The organism is Rothia nasimurium, assembly GCF_928391935.1.
In the GTDB taxonomy this organism is placed as follows: domain Bacteria; phylum Actinomycetota; class Actinomycetes; order Actinomycetales; family Micrococcaceae; genus Rothia; species Rothia nasimurium_D.
In genome coordinates, this window is the sequence record NZ_CAKMTD010000001.1 from 667815 (window position 1) to 687287 (window position 19473).

Here is a 19473-nt window from a genome sequence, read left to right on the forward strand (position 1 = left end):
TTACTTCATCTAACCACGCTTAGCGGGCCCTTGGCAAGTTAAAACCGGGTTTAAGGGTGCTTAATCACTTAAAGAGGTGCAGGGCACCTGGCCTGACCTGCAGGTGTAGACCCTGGCCTGTGCCTACCGGGGTTTCTGGGAGCACTGCGGTGAGGCGGGTTCCTGCAGGCACCAGCAGGTTTCCGCAGGAGTGGGGTAGATGGGTAGCCTGGGTGGTTTCGAGGCTGTAGCGGGTCCCTGCTGTATGGGCTAGCACGCCCAGCACCCGCACTGGCAGGGCCCCGGGACTGTTGGCGTCCGCCCTTTCAAAACCGTGGGCAGAGATCCCGGCTAGCACCGCCTGCCCGGCGCTATCGAGGCTGAGTTCGTTGTAGAGGGGGTGCAGCAGGCGGGCAACCTGCGCGGACGCCGGGGCGGCCAGTACCTGCCCCGGGGCGGCAACCTGGGCCAGGCGTCCGCCCTCTAACACCGCAAGCTGCTGGCCCATGGTGAGGGCTTCGTCAGGGGTATGGGTGACGTAAATACCCGTGAACCCCAGCTGGCTGTGCAGGGTGAGCAGATCGGCTCGGATCGCTTCGCTCAGATGTTCGTCCACGCTGGAGAGCGGCTCGTCGAAGAGGGCCAGGGCTGGTTTGCGGACGAGGGCCCGGGCGATACCGGCTCGTTGGGCCTGGCCTCCCGAGAGGTGGGCGGGTTTCTTTCCCAGGTGCTCCCCCAGCCCCAGGGTATCGACGAGGGATAGGTAGTGGTCGCGGTCTAGTTGCTGGTGGGTGTGCAGGCGCTGGGCGAAGAGGATGTTCTCTTCCAGGGTCAGGTGGGGGTAGAGCACGGGTTGTTGAAAGACGAAGCCTACCGGCACGGCGTCCTGACGCCCCCGGGGCGGCGCCCAGCGGGCAGCGGGTCTTTTCACGACCCCTACCGGTCTGCCTTCGTAGCTGACACTGCCCGCGTCGGGGGTTTCCAGCCCGGCGATGATACGCAGCAGGGTGGACTTGCCCGAACCTGACTCCCCCACCAGGGTAAGGAGGCTGCCACCGGGCACGGTCAGGTCAATGTCGCTCAGTAGGGTGGAGGCACCAAACCGTTTGGTCAGGCCGGTGATGGTGAGGGCGGGGCTGGTCATGCCCTCTATTATGCCTGACGGGTCTGGGTCTTCACCGGGCGAACCTGCGCCTTATCGCCGGGCCTGCGCCTGTCTGCGGCAGGCTCAGCGAGAAGGCGCACGCTCGTTAGGGCAGCAGTTAGCCTCGTGCCTGCTCAATACGGTCATCGGGGTAGATAATCTCCCCCTGCTCTACCAAATCTCGAATTGAACCGGGCAGGTTCTCACCGCTCAGCCCGGGGAGCAGCCCCGCTTCGGCCTCTCTGCCCCACACCGTGGGCGCCACGTCTCGGCCCCATTTGAGGACGCCACCCCCTCTATGAATCTTCGCGGTATAGCCGATACTAGGGGCAGGCTCCCCCGGGTGGGCTGGCCTGTCGCTGACTGTGTCGGGGTGGACGACCTGTACTAGACGGTTAAGGAGTGGCAGGGGATCCTCGTCGTCGGTGTGTTGCGCGGCCTGCTCTGTGTACCAGGTGCAATCTTCGCTGTGTTCTACTGCAAACCAGTGGGGCAGGTGGCGTTCAAAGTTATGTTCGGTGATGGTCAGTTCTTCGCTCAGGAGTTGTGGGAGGTCCCAGGTGATGACCTGCCCTTCTTCGATGATTTCAGGGGCTTTCACCGGTGCCTGGGCTAGGTACTCAATCAGGGTTTTCACATGCGGGTGTAGCCAGTGGCCGGGGTCTTGTTCGTCCCAGCGGATTTCGCCGGTGCGGGTGAGTAGCCCTTGCGAGATGAGTTTTCCAGCGCGGTCTTCGAAGCGGGAGTACGCTTCAAACTGATACATCGGCTCGCCGTCGCCGCGTTCTTCTGCAGGCCCCAGGGCGGAGATATTGATTCGCATTTCGCTTTCGAGGGGGCCACCGGCGTAGTTGTAGATGGTGTAGTCGGTGGGGAAATCGCCCTCGTAGAGGGTTTCTAGGCGGTAGAGAAAGACGGTTTGGCTCACCGGTTCTTGTAGGGCAAGCAGCCCGGGGTAGAGTGACTTTTCATCGCGGTAGGCGGGTAGGTCGGACGGGCGCGGGTAGGGGTAGTGGGCGACGCGGTACACGGGGTGGGGCCTCCATTCATCATTGAAAGGGGTGTGCTCTTGACCACAAGATTAGTCGGTGGGGGCTGAAAAATCTAGACCCGGGCGTCCGCATACCCCGCCCTCTCCCCGTTCTCACTCCACCTCCCCGCTACAACAAAAGGCAGGCTCCCCGCGCCTTATGCGTGGGGAGCCTGCCTTGTTTAACCGTTAGGGTCTAAGAAACTTAGGCTACGGTAGTGGGGTCTACGGGGACGCCGGGGCCGAAGGTGGTGGCAACGGTGACCTTTGAGATGTAGCGGCCCTTTGAGGATGAGGGCTTGAGGCGGTTGACTTCTTCAAGAGCTGCTTCGAAGTTCTCGGTCAGCTGCTCAGCGGTGAAGGAGGCCTTACCGATGATGAAGTGCAGGTTTGCGTTGCGGTCAACGCGGAAGTCGATCTTACCGCCCTTGATGTCGGCAACGGCCTTGGCGACGTCCATGGTGACGGTGCCAGTCTTAGGGTTGGGCATGAGGTTACGGGGACCCAGTACCTTACCCAGGCGGCCAACCTTGCCCATCATGTCGGGGGTTGCAACTGCTGCGTCGAAGTCGGTCCAGCCACCAGCGATCTTTGCGATCAGTTCGTCTGAACCAACGTAGTCGGCGCCTGCTGCTTCTGCGGCTTCTGCCTTTTCGCCTGCGGCGATGACGACGACGCGGGCGGTCTTACCGGTGCCGTTGGGCAGGTTGACGGTACCGCGTACCATCTGGTCTGCCTTGCGGGGGTCTACGCCGAGTCGCAGTGCGACCTCAACGGTTGAGTTGGGCTTGTCTGCCGCGATGTCCTTTGCAACTGCAATAGCCTCGGCGGGTGCGTAGAGCTTGTCCGCTTCGATCTTGGCTACAGCTGCCTGGTACGCCTTGCTGCGCTTTGCCATCTGCTTTTCTCCTTTGCAGGTGTGGTCTTTGGTGAGCCGCGCTCGGCTCTGCCACATGCCTCCCGTGGGTGGGGGGCTCTAACAATTGTCTTGGGGTGAGGTTGTGTGCCTCGGTTTCCCTGGTGTGCAGGGGGAAGGGTTTTAGCCTTCGACGGTGATGCCCATGGAGCGGGCGGTGCCGGCGATGATCTTCGCTGCGGCGTCGATGTCGTTAGCGTTGAGGTCTTCCATCTTGGTCTGGGCGATTTCCTTGACCTGGTCCATGGTCAGGGAGCCGACCTTCTGGGTGTGGGGAACGCCGGAGCCCTTTGCAACGCCTGCTGCCTTCTTGATGAGCTGGGCTGCGGGAGGGGTCTTGGTGATGAAGGTGAAGGAGCGGTCCTCGTAGACGGTGATTTCTACGGGGATGATGTTGCCGCGCTGGGCTTCGGTTGCTGCGTTGTAGGCCTTGCAGAATTCCATGATGTTAACACCATGGGCACCGAGGGCGGGGCCGACGGGGGGCGCGGGGTTAGCGGCGCCTGCCTGGATCTGCAGCTTAATGAGGCCTGCGACCTTCTTCTTGGGAGCCATTTGTGTTTGGTCCTTTTCTTAGCTGGTGGACCGGCGCACAGGAGTATGCACCGGGCGGTGGTGTAACCATGGCGGCGGCTACACCGGGTAGGGGCACACCGGCGTGGGTGCGCACATACAGTCTTCTATCTTAGTACGGTCTTTGGTTTTAATCTATTGCTGGCCGGACGCAGGCCACTGGGGGCTTGCTCACAGGCCAGAAATTTCGGGGGAAGGAGGGTAGAACGCAACCGCCCGGCTCCCCTGGTTGGAGGGGGCCGGGCGGCTGGGTTTATCTCTAGAAGAGAGGTCTTACATCTTCGAGACCTGGGAGAAGTTCAGGGTTACGGGGGTTTCGCGCTCAAAGACGGAAATCAGCACAACCATAGAGGACGAAGCCGGGTTGATCTCTGAAATCGTGGCGGGCATACCCTCGAAAGGACCTTCCTTGACAGTAACAGCCTCGCCCACCTCGTAGGCAGTCTCCATCTGAGGAGCAGCCTTGGGGGCAACACCAGCCTCAGCCTGCTCAGCCTCAAAGACAGGAGCCAGCATGTCAACAACCTCATCCAGACGCAGAGGAACCGGGTTGTAGGCGTCCTGCCCCACGAAGCCAGTCACACCGGGGGTATGGCGCACAACACCCCAGGTTTCATCGGTCAGGTTCATACGCACCAGGGCGTAACCGGGAACACGCACACGACGCACCAGCTTCTTAGTGGTGTTCTTAACCTCCATGACCTCTTCCATGGGAACCTGAACCTCAAAGATGTCATCTTCAGCGTTCAAGGTCTGCATGCGGGACTCAAGGTTAGCCTTGACCTTATTCTCGTAGCCAGCGTAGGTATGAACGACGAACCATTCACCCTCCTGGCGGCGGAGCTTAGCCTTAAACTCCTCCAGGGGATCAACAGCAGGTTCGCTAGCTTCTTCAGCAGCCTGAACCTCTTCAACAACCTCAGCAGCTGCAACCTCCACGGCTTCAGCGCCCTCGTCGGTAACCTGCTCTGCAGGTTCTACAACCTCATCGGCTTCCTGGTGCACTTCCTGCTCGGACACGCTACCCTACTTTCATCACGTTGGGTTGGCGGGCTTGGCCCGCTCCTTGCTTACAAAGAATAATGTAAATGCCCGGGCTAAGGACCCGGGCTCAGCTTAGAAAAGCTGCATGGCTTACATGCCGTTACCGAAGAGCCAGAAAGCCCCCTGGCCAAAGACATAGTCAAGACCAGAAATCAGCAGGAGCATGAAAACAACAAAGAAAAGAACAATGATCACATACTGCACCAGCTCTTTACCGGTAGGGGTAGTGACCTTCTTAAGTTCCGCGATTACCTCGCGGAGGAACTGGAAAATACGGCCGAAGAAGCCGAGCTTCTTCTCGTCGCCTGCTTCGTTAGAATCGGCGGTCCCGGCGGCGATAGTTTTAGCCATGTGAGGCCCGCCCCTTTCTAGAACTTATCGTGAACCCAATGCAAGGGTTTGATTGACAGTAAAACCTGTGAGGCAAAAGCAGGGCGGACAGGACTCGAACCTGCAACCTGCGGTTTTGGAGACCGCTGCTCTACCAATTGAGCCACCGCCCTTCAAGGGACAAACCCTCAAAGCGACCCAGCCCTCAGGCATAGGTCTAAAGCTGTTCGGTTGCGAACAACGCTATCTACTCTAAAACATATTTTTTGCTTTGGCAATTCCACCCCTCACCTAAGCCCCTCACCCCGTATGCTTAAAAGGTAGGAAGGGGCCGTGCGTCCCGTCCTACCCACCGACACCACCAGATAATCCTGCACTCTCACAGGACGAAAGCGAGATTCCTCTCATGTCTGCCCGCGTATCGCGCCGAATCGGCGCTATTGCCCCCTCCGCAACCCTCGTTGTTGACGCCAAGGCCAAGGCCCTCAAGGCCCAGGGACGCCCGGTGATTGGCTTCGGTGCCGGTGAGCCCGACTTCCCCACCCCCGCCTACATTGTGGACGCCGCCCGCGAGGCCCTCAACGACCCGGCCAACTTCCGCTACACCCAGGCCGCTGGCCTGCCCGCCCTCAAGCAGGCCATCGTCGAAAAAACCAAGCGTGACTCCGGTATCGACATCGACGCCTCCCAGGTCATCGTCACCAACGGCGGTAAGCAGGCCGTCTACCAGGCTTTTGCTACCGTCATCGACGAGGGCGACGACGTCCTCCTGCCCGCCCCCTACTGGACCACCTACCCCGAGGCTATCCGCCTGGCTGGTGGCAACCCCATCGAGGTCTTCGCGGGCGCCGACAAGGAATACAAGGTCACCCCCGACATGCTGGAGGCCGCCTACACCCCCGCCACCAAGGCCCTCATCTTCGTCTCCCCCTCCAACCCCACCGGCGCGGTCTACACCCCCGAAGAAACCAAGGCCATCGGCGAATGGGCACTGGAAAAGGGCATTATCGTCCTCACCGACGAAATCTACGAGCACCTCACCTACGACGGCGTGCCCTTCACCTCCATCGTCAAGGCCGTGCCCGCCCTGGCTGAGAACACCGTCATCATGAACGGTGTAGCCAAGACCTACGCCATGACAGGCTGGCGCGTAGGCTGGATGATCGCCCCGGCTGACATCACCAAGGCAGCCACCAACCTGCAGTCCCATATGACCTCCAACGTCAACAACATTGCCCAGCTGGCAGCCCTGACCGCAGTCTCAGGTTCCCTGGACGCCGTCAAGGAAATGCACGAGGCTTTTGACCGCCGCCGTAAGACCATCGTTGAGGGCCTCAACGCCATTGAGGGCGTCCACTGCCCCACCCCCAAGGGCGCCTTCTACGCCTATGCCGACGTCACCGGCCTGCTGGGTAAGACCATCGCCGGTAAGACCCCTCAGACCTCCGCCGAGCTGGCCGAAATCATCCTGGAAGAAGCCGAAGTAGCGGTTGTTCCCGGTGAGGCTTTTGGCCCCTCCGGCTACCTGCGTCTCTCCTACGCCCTGGGCGACGACGACCTGGCTGAGGGCCTGGCCCGGATGCAGAAGCTGTTGGCAGACGCCCAGTAGGGTCAGATATCAATAGCCCCTAGGGTGGTGCAGGTGAAATTCACCGGCACCACCCTTTCTGTCTTAAAGTCAGTTCTGACCCTAACAGAGAGGCTGAAAACATACACCCAAACTATCCCCACAGCTATCCACACAAGTGCAGACCTATTAGAATAGAAACCAACACAAGCCCACAGGTTTGCCCCGGCAAACCCACACGGTTTTGAGAACACCATCACAAGATTTCCCCTCATGTGGGAATAGCTAGGAGATCCTCCCATGAAGATCGGTCTGCTGACCTCCGGCGGCGACTGCCCCGGCCTGAACGCTGTTATCCGAGGCGCCGTCCTCAACGGTATTAAGACCTACGGCGACGAATTCGTTGGCTTCCGCGACGGCTGGCGCGGCGTCGTCGAAGGCGACTTCATGGACCTGCCCCGCACCAAGGTCCGCGGCCTGGCCCGCACCGGCGGCACCATCCTGGGCACCTCCCGCACCAACCCCTTCGACGGCCCCAAGGGCGGCCCCGAAAACATCGAAATCATGATGGAACGCAACGGCATTGACGCCATTGTCGCTATCGGCGGCGAGGGCACCCTGGCCGGGGCCAAGCGTCTTGCTGACGCTGGCCTCCCCGTCGTCGGTGTCCCCAAGACCATCGACAACGACCTTCAGGCAACCGACTACACCTTCGGTTTTGACACCGCTGTTTCCATCGCCACCGACGCCCTGGACCGCCTGCGTACCACCGGCGAATCCCACCACCGCGCCATGGTCGCTGAGGTCATGGGCCGTCACGTCGGCTGGATCGCCCTGCACTCCGGCATGTCCGGTGGTGCCCACGCCATCCTGATCCCCGAGGTCAAGGTCTCCATGGACGAGGTTTCCGGCTGGGTCAAGGAAGTCCACGACCGTGGCCGCTCCCCCCTAATCGTTGTGGCTGAGGGCTTCATTCCCGAGGGCTTCGACGACGTCATGGCTGGCAAGGGCCAGGAGAAGGACGGCCGCCCCCGCCTGGGCGGTATCGGCGACTGGGTTGCCCAGGAAATCGAACGCATTACCGGCATTGAAACCCGCAACACCACCCTGGGCCACATCCAGCGCGGTGGCGCCCCCACCGGCTTTGACCGCGTGCTCTCCACCCGCCTGGGTATTCAGGTTGTCGACATGATTCACGACAAGGAGTGGGGCAAGATGGTTGCCCTGCAGGGCACCGAAATCAAGCGTGTTGATTTCGCTGAGGCCCTCAACGGCCTCAAGACCGTTCCCCTGCACCGCTACGAAGAGGCTAAGGTCCTCTTCGGCCGCTAGGCCATACGCCTCACACTAGAAACGACTGTCTCCCCAAGATTGTTTGGGGAGGCAGTCGTTTTTATCGGCGTTTGCTTTCCGTGTCTGTGCCGCGTCTACCGGGGTGCAGGCTCAGAGATTCCTAGCGCAGGAAGTCCCCCATGTTCCGGCGGCCAGCTACCTGGCCTGCGTCCGGGGCAACGATGAGGGTCTGGGCGGCGGCGTACTCGGTAGTTGCCGGGTTGCCGTCGGCGTCCGTATCTCCCCCGTCAACAACGCGCAGGGTAGCGGCCGAGTCAAGGGATCGCTTCAGGACGGCCAGGGCGATAGGCCCGGCCTCGTGGTGCAGGGCCACCGAGGTTACGGTGCCCACCTTTTTCTCACCGTTCATCACGGCAGAACCGGCAGCGGGCAGGGTGTGCTCGGAGCCGTCTAGGTCGAGGAAGGTCAGGCGGCGGGGCGGGTGGCCCAGGTTGTGCACTCGAGCCACAGTCTCCTGGCCCTTGTAGCAGCCCTTGTCCAGGTGGACGGCGGTGCGCAGAAGATCCAGCTCGTGGGGAATCGTTTTCTCGTCGGAGTCCACGCCCACGCGCGGCCGCCAGGCCTCTACCCGCAGGGCCTCAGCAGCCCAGATTCCTGCCAGTTGAGCGCCCTCGATTGCATCCAGCAGACGGTGGGAGGGCACGATGGTCAGGTAGCGGCGGTAGCCGGACGCCGGGTGCTCGGCTTCGTCAGCGGCAGCATAGGTGTAGCCGCCGGGGGCAAGGCCTGCCCCCCAGGGGTCTACCCAGACGGTACCGGCTGCCAGCACGGCGTCCGCCCCGTCAGTCTCCCGGGGGTCCAGGGTGGATTCGAGGACCGCGTAGGAATCAGTGCGGTCGGTAATTTCAACCCGGAGCATGAACTTCATGCGGTTGAGGTAGTCAGCCAGGGGGGCTGCCTGGTCGCGTTCGGTGATCAGCCAGACGGCGCCGTCCTTCTCAACGGCGAAAGCAGCGAACTCAATGCGCCCCTGGGGGGTCAGTAGGAGCAGCTCGGTGCTGTCCCCCTCCCCCAGGCCGGTCAGCACCTGGGTGGAGAGGGTGGTCAGCCAGCTCAGGCGATCCTCGCCCGCAACCGTCACCACGCCCAGGTTGGAGCGGTCCACCAGGGTGAGCCTGGCGTGGCGGGCCAGGGACCGCTGTTCAGCCACAGGGTCCCCATAGTGGGCTGCCACACCGGCGTCGGCCCCACTGGCAGCAAAGGCCCCGGGACGACGCAGCAGCGGGCTGGTGTAGGCCGGGCGGGTGGCCTCGTCGCTAGTCAAGGTTCTCGCCGCCGAACATGGTGGTGCCCAGGTCCTCGCCGCTCATCGACGAGGTCTTCCGCAGTTCAGCTGAGGCGTGCTTCTCCAGCTTGCGGGTGACGGGGTTGGCGGTTTCCCAGTCCCACATGAGGTTGCCGTTGACCAGGCCCCAGAGGCGCACGGAGCCAGCGTATTCCTTGGTGATTTCGTCCTGCAGCATGTTGCCGGTCTGCATACGAACCACCGGGCCCTTGATCATGCCAACGTAGTTCTCGGTCAGGCCGCCGGGGTGGGCGATAGTGGCCAGAATGTTGAAGCCGCCATCTTCGTTGCGGAGGGTTTCTACGGAGTCAGCGTTGGGGTAGACGGGCACAACGTCCGCCGGGACGAGGCCGGGGCCGACGTCGCCGTCTACCTGGGGGCGGTCAAGCTGCCAGAAGCCGGTTTCGACGGTCAGGGGGCGCAGTTTCTGGCCCTGGTCATCGAGGAGGAAGGATTCGGCCCGGTATTCGATGAAGGGCAGGCCGTCCTGGGTGAAGGTGATGATCTGGCCGAAGGGGGTCTCTTCTGAGCCCTCGTACCAGAGGGTGCCGGTGCCTTCCCAGGTGCCGAGCAGCCAGGAGAAGGGGACGAGTTCGGGGGTGAGGTTGGTGGGGATTTCAATAGCCATAGACACTAGTTTAGTAGTGCTGGCCGGTAGCGGGGAGGGTCTGGGGCCCGGGTAAGCCCAGGGAGAATATCCCGAAGGAAGTCTTATCTAAAAGAGGCAGACAAAAATTCAGCCCCCGTTCACCTGTGAACGGGGGCTGGCTGGTATTGGGTGGATCAGTTTACTTCTGACCACGGAAGAGGCCGCTGATGACGGCCCACATGCTAGCTGCAATGGCGATACCTGCGGCGCCCAGCAGAACGAGGAAGAAAATTTCGAGTGCGACGATGTTGATATCCATGACGCTAGCCTATCACGGGGGTGAGGAATGTCGCACACACATAGGCGAGTACACCGATAAATGCTACGGGTGTTACGCCGAGGGTCACGGCTCCTCGTCGGGGCCCTTCTTTGGGGCCAGCTGATATCACGCGAATTCCTAGCAGACCAAGAAATAGGGCGATGCCGAGGCCAAGACCGATGATGGGCCAGGCGCTTGCTCCAGGTTCTGCGAGGAAGGCCAGGCCGATCCAGCCGGCAACAGAGACGGAGGCGAGAACACCGGTGACACAGCTAATCACTGATTCCAGACGCCCGATAGCCCCTTCACCCCGGAGCAGTTCAGCAATGAAGCTGGCAACAACACCCACGGCGGCAATGGCGGGCAGGGCACTGAGGGGGTTACCGGACGAGTAAAGCCAGGAATAGACAATGGAGGCTAGCCCTGAGATGAGAATAATAACGGAGTGGCTGGTGACCCGGCGGACGCCCCTCAGTTCGGCGACGCCGGTGGCTGCGGGCCAACCCCCAGCAATGAGCAGGACGGCCCCAAGCCCAGCGAGCACTGTCAGGGCTGGTGAGAGCAGGGCGGCCAGGACGAGGACGGTGAGGGTGACCACGGCGGAGAGGGCTACGAGGGTGTACCGGGACCGGGGGGTCGCCCCAATGCGTCCGATGGGCCCTTCATAGACTGTTTTTTGGCGGGCGCGACGGAGCTTGTTCAGCTCAGGCACGAAGGTGCGGATGGCCCGGGTGTGGGTGGTTTCTTTGGTGGTCACGGTGGGTGTTTCGTTTCGCTGGTAGCCTGCGTGTGGTGTTTAGCTAGATTACACCCATCTTCTCGTATTGCGAGTCTGTTTATCAATGACCTGGGGCCGCGTTTTATACTGGTCAGAAGTGAGTCTGGTTTCGAGGAGTGGGTTACTTGCTGAATGTAGTCGTTTTGAGTGATTCTACGACTGACCCCGCCGATGTTGCCCAGGCCCTAGGTTTGTTGTCGCACCAGGTTTCTGTTTTGCCGCTTAGTTCGGTGGTGTCAGCGGTGCAGGCCCATTCGCCTGATCTTGTCATGATTGATGCCCGGGAACATCTGGTTGCGGCCCGTAATGGGGCCCAGATGTTGAAAGGCGCTGGTTTGGTGCCGCCCTTGCTGATGGTTCTTACTGAAGGTGGCATGGCTGCCGTGGCCCCCCAGTGGCTGGTTGATGACATTGTGTTAAATACGGTGGGCCCGGCTGAACTTGAGGCCCGCTTCCGTTTGCTGTCTTCCCAGGTCGTTGAAGAGGTTGCCCCTGAAAGCACTGTGATTCGGGTGGGCAATATTTCGGTTGATGAGGCCTCTTATTCTGCCAAGTTGCAGGGGGTCCCCTTGAACTTGACCTACAAAGAGTTTGAATTGCTGAAGTTTTTGGTTCAGCATCCTGGGCGGGTGTTTACCCGGGCCCAGCTCTTGTCTGAGGTGTGGGGTTATGACTATTACGGTGGCACTCGCACGGTGGATGTTCATGTCCGTCGGCTGAGGTCGAAGTTGGGCCCTGACCACGAGCAGTTGATTACGACGGTACGCAATGTGGGGTACAGCTTTAATGCCCCGAAGGGTGAGGCTAGGTAAGGAGGTCGCTGTGTCTGGTGTGGTCCGTAAGGTAGTGATTACTGGTGATGTAGCTCAGCGGTTTTCTGATATGGCAGGTTATGTTGCAGCCTATGACGGGGCTGCAGCTTTTTCTGAGCAGACCCTGGTTGAGGTCGGCAAGGGAGCAGCCGGTGGGGCTCGTTTGTTTGAGCTTGTTCAGGACGACGCCCCGGCAGGCTTCGCTGCCCTCGTCCAGGAGGGCGATGTGTGGGTCCTTGAAGTTGCAGTTGCCCCAGAGAAGCGGGGCCGGGGAGTTGGGAAGGCTCTCGTCACGGCGGCTGCTGAGTCGGTCGCTGGGGAGCCTCTACGCGCCTGGGTACATGCTGGCGCCGATGAGACGAGCAGCGCCGTCCTGTCAGCCCAGGCTCTTGCCCGCTCTTTAGGGTGGACGCCCACCCGCGAACTCTACAAGCTGGGTCTTTCCCTGACCGACGGTGGGGGCGAGCGCGTCCGCGCCCTGGCCCAGAGCTACCCCCTCCCGGCTGGCCTGCGCCTTGCAACCTACACCGAGGACGACGCTGCCGCCTGGGTTGAGGTCAATGCTGCTGCTTTTTCCCACCACCCTGAGCAGGGCCGCCTGGGCCTCGATGACCTGCAGGCCCGGGTCGGTTCGCCCTGGTTTAGGGCCGAGGGTTTCTTTTTAGCCCAGGACGAGTCCGGCCAGCTGGCAGGGTTCCATTGGACGAAGATCCCCACCGGGCAGGGGCCTGACGCTGCCGGCCAGTCACCAGAGGGCGAGGTGTACGCTGTTGGTATTGCCCCAAACTGGCAAGGGAAGGGGCTCGGCAAGGCTCTCACCCTCGCTGGCATGGCCTACCTGGCAGAAGCCACCGATGAAGCCGGACGCCCCCTCCAACGCATTGTTTTATACGTTGACGCCGAAAATACTGCAGCGGTTTCCCTCTACCGGTCCTTGGGATTTGCCCCCGTCACCGTCGACCGACAATACGCACCGGCTAAGTAGCCCTAGAATTTTCTTACCACTTCACTGCACCATCTGAAAGGTCCACCATGGTTCATACCCCGCACGAGAAACCTACTGCTCACCCGCATATCGGCGGCGATATCAACAAGATTGAACGGGCTGAAACCCGCGTTGACCGTATTGACGCCAGCGAGAAAATTAAGCAGCCCAGCCTTGAAGGTGATTTCGGCACCGACCGTTTCCTCGACCGGGAAACCTCCTGGCTGGAATTCAACACCCGCGTTCTCGAACTAGCTGAAGACCCCAACCTTTATCTGTTAGAGCGCCTGAACTTCCTGTCGATTGTGACCTCCAACCTGGACGAATTCTTTATGGTGCGCGTAGCCGGTCTGAAGCGTCGCATCGCCACAGGTATTGCGGTGCCCTCAGCGTCCGGCCTCAGCCCCGAAGAGCAGATGGAGCAGATCTCCGTTGCGGCCCACGCCCTGCAGGAGCGCCAGGCCCGGGTCTTCCACGAGCAGGTCTACCCCGAGCTTGTTAAAGAAGACATCCGTATCGTCGGCTGGCAGGACCTCTCAACCACAGAGAAGGAGCGGCTCACCCGCTTCTTCCGCGCTGAGCTCTTCCCCATCCTCACCCCCCTGGCTGTTGACCCGGCCCACCCCTTCCCCTATATCTCTGGCCTGTCCCTCAATCTGGCGGTAACCGTCCGTAATCCCCAGACCGGCAAGGAACTCTTTGCCCGTCTCAAGGTCCCCGAAACCATGGACCGGATGGTAGCTGTGGACGGTTCCCGGGCAGTCAAGGCCTCCTCCGGGGCGGTCCGCTTTATTCCCCTGGAAGACATCATCGCCGAACACCTGGATATGCTCTTCCCCGGCATGGAGGTCGTTGAACACCACACCTTCCGCGTCACCCGCAATGAAGACCTCGAAGTTGAAGAGGATGACGCCGAAAACCTCCTCAAGGCCCTCGAAAAGGAGCTGCTGCGCCGCCGTTTCGGCCCGCCCGTCCGCCTCGAAGTAGTCGATACCATCAACCCCAACATCCTTGAACTGCTGGTATCAGAACTCCGCATTGACGAGCACGAAGTCTACAAGCTCCCCGCCCCGCTCGATATGCGTGGCCTCTCCGACATCGCCAAAACCAACCGGCCGGCCCTGCACTACCCCAAGCACGTCGCCCACACCTCCCGCTGGCTCAACGCCAACGAAACCTCCAAGGCAGCCGACGTCTTCACCGCCACCCGCGCCCACGACGTCCTGCTCCACCACCCCTACGACTCCTTCGCCACCAGTGTGCAGGCCTTCCTGGAGCAGGCAGCCGCCGACCCGGCCGTCCTCGCCATCAAACAAACCCTCTACCGCACCTCCGGCGACTCCCCCATTGTGGATGCCCTCATTGAGGCGGCCGAAGCCGGTAAGCAGGTCCTGGCCCTGGTCGAAATTAAGGCCCGCTTTGATGAAGAAGCCAACATCAACTGGGCCCGTAAGCTCGAACGCGCTGGCGTGCACGTGGTCTACGGCATCGTAGGCCTCAAGACCCACTGCAAGCTCTCCCTGGTCGTGCGAAAAGAAGCCGACGGCCTGCGTCGCTACTGCCATATTGGCACCGGCAACTACCACCCCTCCACGGCCCGCTTCTACGAAGACCTTGGCCTCATCACCTGCGACCCCCAGATCGGTGAAGACGTCTCCCGCCTCTTCAACCAGCTCTCCGGCTACGCGCCGAAGACCACCTACAAGCAGCTCCTGGTGGCCCCCCGCTCCCTACGCTCAGGCCTGATCGACAACATCAACCAGGAAATCAGGCATAAGAAGGCCGGTCACGCCGCCAAGATCCAAATCAAGTGCAACTCCATGGTGGACGAAGCAATCATCGACTCCCTCTACCGGGCCTCCCAGGCCGGGGTTGAAGTCAACGTCGTCGTTCGAGGCATCTGCGCCCTCCGCCCCGGCGTTCCCGGGCTCTCCGACAACATCAAGGTCCGCTCCGTCCTGGGCCGCTTCCTCGAACACTCCCGCGTCTTCACCTTCGAAAACGCAGGCAAGCCGAAGGTCTACATCGGTTCAGCCGATATGATGCACCGCAACCTCGACCGCCGCGTTGAAGCCCTCGTACATGTTAAGGCAGAAGCCCACGTCAAGTACCTGTTGGACATGTTCTCTAACTACCTTTCGGAGAAGACCAGCAACTGGCATCTGGGCCCCGACGGATCCTGGACCCGCCACCACCTCGACGCCGACGGAAACCCCCTGCTCGACGTCCAGGCCTACTACCTGACAAGCCGAGAAAAGAAGCGCTCCAAGGCCTCATAACCCCACACCACAGCCCATTCAGGCGGTCAGGGGTAGAATATCCAGAGGCTAACGAAAGGTTAGCCACAGGACGCTCCTGGCCGCCTGCCCAGACCTCCCACACCCCGGAGTCCCACCATGCCGCACACCGAGCCCTTCTACTCCGCCTACGACTACGACGGCAACCTAGCCATCAGCCGTAGCGCCAGCACCAAGGCAAGCATCAACGCCGCCGGTGCCCTTATTTGGCGGTACCATCACGACGAACTCCAGGTGCTCATCATCCACCGGCCCCGGTACGACGACTGGTCCTGGCCCAAGGGCAAGCAGGACCCCGGCGAAACCCTGCCGGAAACCGCCGTCCGCGAAATTGAAGAAGAAGTAGGCCTGAAAGTAACCCTGGGAACTCCCCTGGCCGTCACTGCCTACCAGGTCAAGGGAAAATCAAAAGAGGTCTACTATTGGGCTGCCGAGCTCCCCTCCGGGGCAGTCCCCCAGGCCGACCTCGGTGAAGTCGATGAGCTTCGCTGGGTCACCCCCAAGCAGGCCAAGGCCCTCCTCACCAATAAGACGGACCTCAAGCCCCTAGAAACCCTCATCAACCTGCACCGCAGCAGCCACCTGCGAACCCGCCCCGTGATCGTCCTTCGCCATGCAAAGGCCAAGCCCCGCTCCACCTGGGCCGGGGCCGAGGGGGAACGCACCCTGGCAGCCACCGGCAAGCGACAGGCCCTGGCCGTGGGCCGCCTGCTCGAAGCCTGGCACCCCGAGCGCATCATCTCCTCCCCCTGGGTTCGCTGCATGCAAACTGTCTTCCCCTACTCCAAGGCCAGCGGCATCAGCATTAAGGAAAAGCGCAGCCTGACGGAAGCAGATAATGCCCGCGCCCCTCGACGGGCCCAAAAGACAGCTGAGTCCCTTTTTGAAAAGCGGGACCGCGCCGTCGTACTCTGCACCCACCGGCCTGTGCTGCCCACCGTTCTGCATGTTCTCGGTGAGCATGTGGGCAAGCGACTCCGAAGCCACCTACCCACCCATGACCCCTACCTCAAGCCCGGTGAAATGTGGGTCCTGCAGGTTTCGGTTGACCACCCCAAGACCGTGGTCTCCCTTGAACAGGTCAAACCCTTCGAAGACTAAAGATCCTCATGACTATACCTACCCCCTATGAAGACCTGCTGCGCGAGATTATGGCGACCGGCGACGAGAAATCCGACCGCACCGGCACCGGCACCAAGAGCGTTTTCGGCCGTCAGATGCGCTTTGACCTCTCTGAGAGCTTCCCGCTGATCACCACGAAGAAGGTGCATTTTAAGTCTGTCGTGATTGAGCTGCTCTGGTTCCTGCGTGGGGAGTCCAACGTGCGCTGGTTGCAGGAGCGCGGCGTCACCATCTGGGACGAGTGGGCTAACGAGGACGGCGAACTCGGCCCGGTCTACGGGGTGCAGTGGCGCTCCTGGCCGGCCGGTGAGGGGCAGACCATCGACCAGATTGCCAAGGTGCTTGACTCGCTCAAGAACAACCCCGATTCCCGCCGCCATATTGTCTCTGCCTGGAACCCGGCTGAGGTTGACGATATGGCCCTGCCACCCTGTCATGCCCTCTTCCAGTTCTACGTGAAGACCCGGGAGGACGGCCAGAAGGAGCTCTCCTGCCAGCTCTACCAGCGGTCTGCTGACATGTTCCTGGGCGTGCCCTTCAACATTGCTTCTTACGCCCTGCTGACCCAGCTGATCGCTGAAGAGGTGGGTATGGTGCCCGGTGAGTTCGTCTGGACCGGCGGTGACTGCCACATCTACTCCAACCACTACGAGCAGGTCACCGAGCAGCTGTCGCGCGAGCCCTACCCCTACCCGCGCCTGCGTATCAAGAATAAGAAGCCCTCAATTTTTGACTACGAGTTTGAGGACTTTGAGCTGGTAGATTACCGCCACCACCCCCTCATTAAGGCCCCAATTGCGGTCTAGGGCCAAGGAGTTAAGCGTGAACGGTGAGCTGGTCAGCGGCTCGGGTACCCTGCCCGAGCTAGCGGCTATCTGGGCGCAGGCAGGCAACGGGGTGATTGGCCGTAACGGCGACATGCCCTGGTATGCCCCCGAGGACCTAGCCCATTTAAAGGCCCTGACCCTGGGTGCCCCGGTGATTATGGGCCGGGTGACCTGGGAGTCCTTCCCGCCCCGCTTCCGCCCCCTGCCGGGGCGGCTCAACCTTGTGATTACGCGTTCTGTCTCGCAGATTGCAGAAAAGGACGGCGCTATCTGGGCGCCTTCTCTCGATGAGGCTTTGGGGGCGGCGCAGAGTTTAGCTCCGGACGCCCCCACCTACTGGGTGCTTGGCGGCGGCTCCCTCTACGCCGAGGCCCTGGGCCGCACCGACCTGCCCGGGGTGGCAGGTGGGCAGGTCACCCGGGTAGAACGCACCCTCTTTGAGGCTGAGATTTCCGGTGACACCTACGCCCCTGAGCTGGGAGCCGACTGGGCCCTGGCAGCCGAAAGCACCCCCGTCCGCTCAGACAAGGGCTACGCCCTCACCACCACGGGCGAGAGGCTCCCTCTCACCATGCGGTTCCAGACCCTGCACCGGGCAAACCCCAAAGGTTAAGACCAATAAGCTGACACAAACCTAGCCGGCGAATATCGCCCCAAACCACCCAAGATCTTGGCAGCCGAATCTTCCAACCCGTACTCTTCGCCAACTTTTTCAAAAGCCTGCGGCAAACGGGTCAGCACTTCTTCAACCAGCTCCTGAGCCCGTTCTAGCGAAAGACCCAAACGCTGCCCCTCACATTAAAGCCTGGGCATTATCGGGCAAAAGTCCCTTTAGGAATGGCAGTGCCACCTTATTTTTATGCACCCTATTGCGTTCTTGCATAGATAGGGAAAGAGGAACTGCACTGTGGTATTCAGGGGAATAGGAAAAGATAACTTGGCCGTTTTTCTCCTCAAAAGTACCGCATAGCTCCCCGTCCAGATAAGCCTTGAGTTCACTCATGATGTAGCTCTTACCTGTAGTTCTAGGTCTAGGGCCCAGAAGGCGTCAAGGACCTTATAGAGTTCGATTGTTGGCTTCCCTTGCTCCAGGTCGATATACCACTTGCGTGATACGCCGATTTTAGTGGCTACTTCTTTTTGGGTTAGGCCGAGTTGTTCTCGGCGGAGGCGGACGACCTCCCCAACTTCACCTGTGATGTGTAGGGTGCGTAAGCCGATAGATTCCTGTTGCGTCATACCGCAAGTGTAACCGAACGGATACTTTTAATAAAGCAACCGTACGGTGACTTGTTTTTGAGTTCTCGCATGCCACTACCGCCCCTCTCACCATGCGGTTCCAGACCCTGCACCGGGGGCCGGTAAAAGCTAGACTGAAACCATGACTTTTACAACTGGTGATTCTGTAGGCTTTGTTGGTTACCGTGGCATGGTTGGCTCCGTGCTCATGAAGCGCATGCTTGAAGAAGGTGACTTCGAGGGTATCAACCCCGTCTTTTTCTCTACCTCCCAGGCAGGCTCCCCCGCCCCCACCTTCGGCGGTGCCCTGGCTGAGTCCACCCTCAAGGACGCCCACGACATCGACGAACTAGCCAAGCTGCCCGTCATTGTGACCGCCCAGGGTGGCGACTACACCAAGGCCGTCCACCCCCAGCTGCGCGAGCGCGGCTGGCAGGGCATCTGGATTGACGCAGCCTCAACCCTCCGCATGAACGACGACGCCGTCATCGTCCTGGACCCCATCAACCGCGACGTCATCGACCGCGGCCTGGAATCCGGCATCAAGGACTACATCGGCGGCAACTGCACCGTCTCCTGCCTGCTCATGGGCCTGGGCGGCCTGTGGAAGCAGGGCCTGGTTGAGTGGGGTACCTCCATGACCTACCAGGCAGCCTCCGGCGGCGGCGCCCGCCACATGCGTGAGGTTCTCAAGCAGTTTGGTGACATCAACGGTAACGTCAAGCCTGAGCTGGACGACCCCGCCTCCGCCATCCTTGAAATTGACCGCAAGGTGCTGGAACTGCAGCGCTCCGGTGAGCTTGATACCACCCAGTTCGGTGTGCCCCTGGCTGGTTCACTGATTCCCTGGATCGATTCTGACCTGGGTAACGGCCAGTCCCGCGAAGAGTGGAAGGCTGAGGCTGAGTCCAACAAGATTCTGGGTCTGGAGGGCGACGAGCGGGTGGCCCTGGACGGCCTCTGCGTCCGTATTGCAACCATGCGTTCCCACTCCCAGGCGCTGACCTTGAAGCTCAAGGAAGACCTGACCGTCGAGGAAATCGAGAAGATCATCGATGAGGACAACGAGTGGTCGAAGGTTATCCCCAACACCAAGGACGCCACCGTGGAGGGCCTGACCCCTGTTGCGGCGTCCGGCACCCTGGACATTCCGGTGGGCCGTATCCGCAAGCTCTCCATGGGCCCCCAGTACATCTCTGCTTTTACTGTGGGTGACCAGCTGCTGTGGGGTGCTGCTGAGCCGGTACGTCGCATGCTGAAGATTGCAACCGGCACCCTCTAAAC

The 19473-nt window shown here is 61.0% G+C and carries 20 protein-coding genes and 1 tRNA gene; 9 read left to right on the forward strand and 12 right to left on the reverse strand.

Annotated features, from left to right (window positions below; genetic code table 11):
- Window positions 1-64: 64 nt before the first annotated feature.
- The 7 genes from L7A15_RS03040 to L7A15_RS03070 form a co-directional block, all read right to left on the reverse strand.
- Complete coding sequence (locus tag L7A15_RS03040; RefSeq protein ID WP_237208872.1) at window positions 65-1123, reverse strand: ABC transporter ATP-binding protein; 1059 nt, start codon at window positions 1121-1123, stop codon at window positions 65-67.
- 118 nt (window positions 1124-1241) lie between these two features.
- Window positions 1242-2153, reverse strand: coding sequence for a hypothetical protein (locus L7A15_RS03045; RefSeq protein WP_237208873.1), 912 nt, complete (start codon window positions 2151-2153; stop codon window positions 1242-1244).
- Window positions 2154-2358: 205 nt separating this feature from the next.
- Window positions 2359-3051 carry a 50S ribosomal protein L1 gene (rplA, locus tag L7A15_RS03050; protein WP_237188731.1) on the reverse strand — a complete coding sequence of 231 codons (693 nt, stop codon included), beginning with the start codon at window positions 3049-3051 and terminating at the stop codon, window positions 2359-2361.
- 141 nt (window positions 3052-3192) lie between these two features.
- Entirely contained in the window at window positions 3193-3624 is a 432-nt protein-coding gene (rplK, locus tag L7A15_RS03055) for a 50S ribosomal protein L11 (RefSeq protein ID WP_237200211.1), read from the reverse strand.
- A gap of 291 nt (window positions 3625-3915) precedes the next feature.
- Entirely contained in the window at window positions 3916-4662 is a 747-nt protein-coding gene (gene nusG / locus L7A15_RS03060; protein WP_237200210.1) for a transcription termination/antitermination protein NusG, read from the reverse strand.
- A gap of 114 nt (window positions 4663-4776) precedes the next feature.
- A complete protein-coding gene (gene secE, locus L7A15_RS03065; RefSeq protein WP_237188741.1) occupies window positions 4777-5037 on the reverse strand; it encodes a preprotein translocase subunit SecE in 261 nt (86 codons plus the stop codon).
- Between the two features lie 79 nt (window positions 5038-5116).
- Window positions 5117-5189 (reverse strand) — tRNA-Trp (locus L7A15_RS03070).
- Between the two features lie 233 nt (window positions 5190-5422).
- On the opposite strand from L7A15_RS03070, the gene L7A15_RS03075 reads away from it, so the two are divergent.
- Together L7A15_RS03075 and L7A15_RS03080 are read left to right on the forward strand one after the other, a co-directional pair.
- Window positions 5423-6625: a pyridoxal phosphate-dependent aminotransferase gene (locus L7A15_RS03075; RefSeq protein WP_237208874.1), complete on the forward strand. Its 1203-nt coding sequence runs from the start codon at window positions 5423-5425 to the stop codon at window positions 6623-6625.
- A gap of 258 nt (window positions 6626-6883) precedes the next feature.
- On the forward strand, window positions 6884-7915 hold the full coding sequence (locus L7A15_RS03080; protein ID WP_237208875.1) for a 6-phosphofructokinase: 1032 nt from the start codon (window positions 6884-6886) through the stop codon (window positions 7913-7915).
- Between the two features lie 121 nt (window positions 7916-8036).
- Here L7A15_RS03080 and L7A15_RS03085 read toward each other — a convergent pair whose 3' ends face one another.
- The 3 genes from L7A15_RS03085 to L7A15_RS03095 form a co-directional block, all read right to left on the reverse strand.
- Window positions 8037-9200 carry a YgfZ/GcvT domain-containing protein gene (locus L7A15_RS03085; protein WP_237208876.1) on the reverse strand — a complete coding sequence of 388 codons (1164 nt, stop codon included), beginning with the start codon at window positions 9198-9200 and terminating at the stop codon, window positions 8037-8039.
- On the reverse strand, window positions 9193-9849 hold the full coding sequence (locus tag L7A15_RS03090) for an FABP family protein (protein ID WP_237208877.1): 657 nt from the start codon (window positions 9847-9849) through the stop codon (window positions 9193-9195). The genes L7A15_RS03085 and L7A15_RS03090 overlap by 8 nt, the downstream gene beginning before the upstream one ends.
- Before the next feature lie 284 nt (window positions 9850-10133).
- Entirely contained in the window at window positions 10134-10886 is a 753-nt protein-coding gene (locus tag L7A15_RS03095) for a hypothetical protein (protein WP_237188748.1), read from the reverse strand.
- Between the two features lie 146 nt (window positions 10887-11032).
- Between L7A15_RS03095 and L7A15_RS03100 the strand changes: the two genes are divergently transcribed.
- The 6 genes from L7A15_RS03100 (at window position 11033) to L7A15_RS03125 (ending at window position 17563) form a co-directional block, all read left to right on the forward strand.
- Window positions 11033-11719 carry a response regulator transcription factor gene (locus L7A15_RS03100; protein WP_237188749.1) on the forward strand — a complete coding sequence of 229 codons (687 nt, stop codon included), beginning with the start codon at window positions 11033-11035 and terminating at the stop codon, window positions 11717-11719.
- A gap of 10 nt (window positions 11720-11729) precedes the next feature.
- Window positions 11730-12704, forward strand: a complete 975-nt coding sequence (mshD, locus tag L7A15_RS03105) for a mycothiol synthase (RefSeq protein WP_237208878.1) — start codon at window positions 11730-11732, stop codon at window positions 12702-12704.
- Between the two features lie 47 nt (window positions 12705-12751).
- Window positions 12752-14983: an RNA degradosome polyphosphate kinase gene (locus L7A15_RS03110; RefSeq protein ID WP_237191607.1), complete on the forward strand. Its 2232-nt coding sequence runs from the start codon at window positions 12752-12754 to the stop codon at window positions 14981-14983.
- A 117-nt stretch (window positions 14984-15100) separates the two neighbouring features.
- On the forward strand, window positions 15101-16102 hold the full coding sequence (locus tag L7A15_RS03115) for an NUDIX hydrolase (RefSeq protein WP_237208879.1): 1002 nt from the start codon (window positions 15101-15103) through the stop codon (window positions 16100-16102).
- An 8-nt stretch (window positions 16103-16110) separates the two neighbouring features.
- Window positions 16111-16929, forward strand: coding sequence for a thymidylate synthase (locus L7A15_RS03120; protein ID WP_237208880.1), 819 nt, complete (start codon window positions 16111-16113; stop codon window positions 16927-16929).
- A 16-nt stretch (window positions 16930-16945) separates the two neighbouring features.
- Entirely contained in the window at window positions 16946-17563 is a 618-nt protein-coding gene (locus L7A15_RS03125; RefSeq protein ID WP_237208881.1) for a dihydrofolate reductase, read from the forward strand.
- Window positions 17564-17743: 180 nt separating this feature from the next.
- On the opposite strand, the gene L7A15_RS03130 is transcribed toward L7A15_RS03125, so the two are convergent.
- Window positions 17744-17953, reverse strand: a complete 210-nt coding sequence (locus tag L7A15_RS03130) for a HipA N-terminal domain-containing protein (RefSeq protein ID WP_237188818.1) — start codon at window positions 17951-17953, stop codon at window positions 17744-17746.
- Window positions 17950-18189 carry a helix-turn-helix domain-containing protein gene (locus L7A15_RS03135; RefSeq protein ID WP_237208882.1) on the reverse strand — a complete coding sequence of 80 codons (240 nt, stop codon included), beginning with the start codon at window positions 18187-18189 and terminating at the stop codon, window positions 17950-17952. Before L7A15_RS03135 ends, L7A15_RS03130 begins: the two co-directional genes overlap by 4 nt.
- Before the next feature lie 142 nt (window positions 18190-18331).
- On the opposite strand from L7A15_RS03135, the gene asd reads away from it, so the two are divergent.
- Window positions 18332-19471 (forward strand): aspartate-semialdehyde dehydrogenase, encoded by a 1140-nt coding sequence (gene asd, locus L7A15_RS03140; protein WP_237188816.1) that lies wholly within the window; start codon window positions 18332-18334, stop codon window positions 19469-19471.
- Window positions 19472-19473 lie beyond the last annotated feature (2 nt).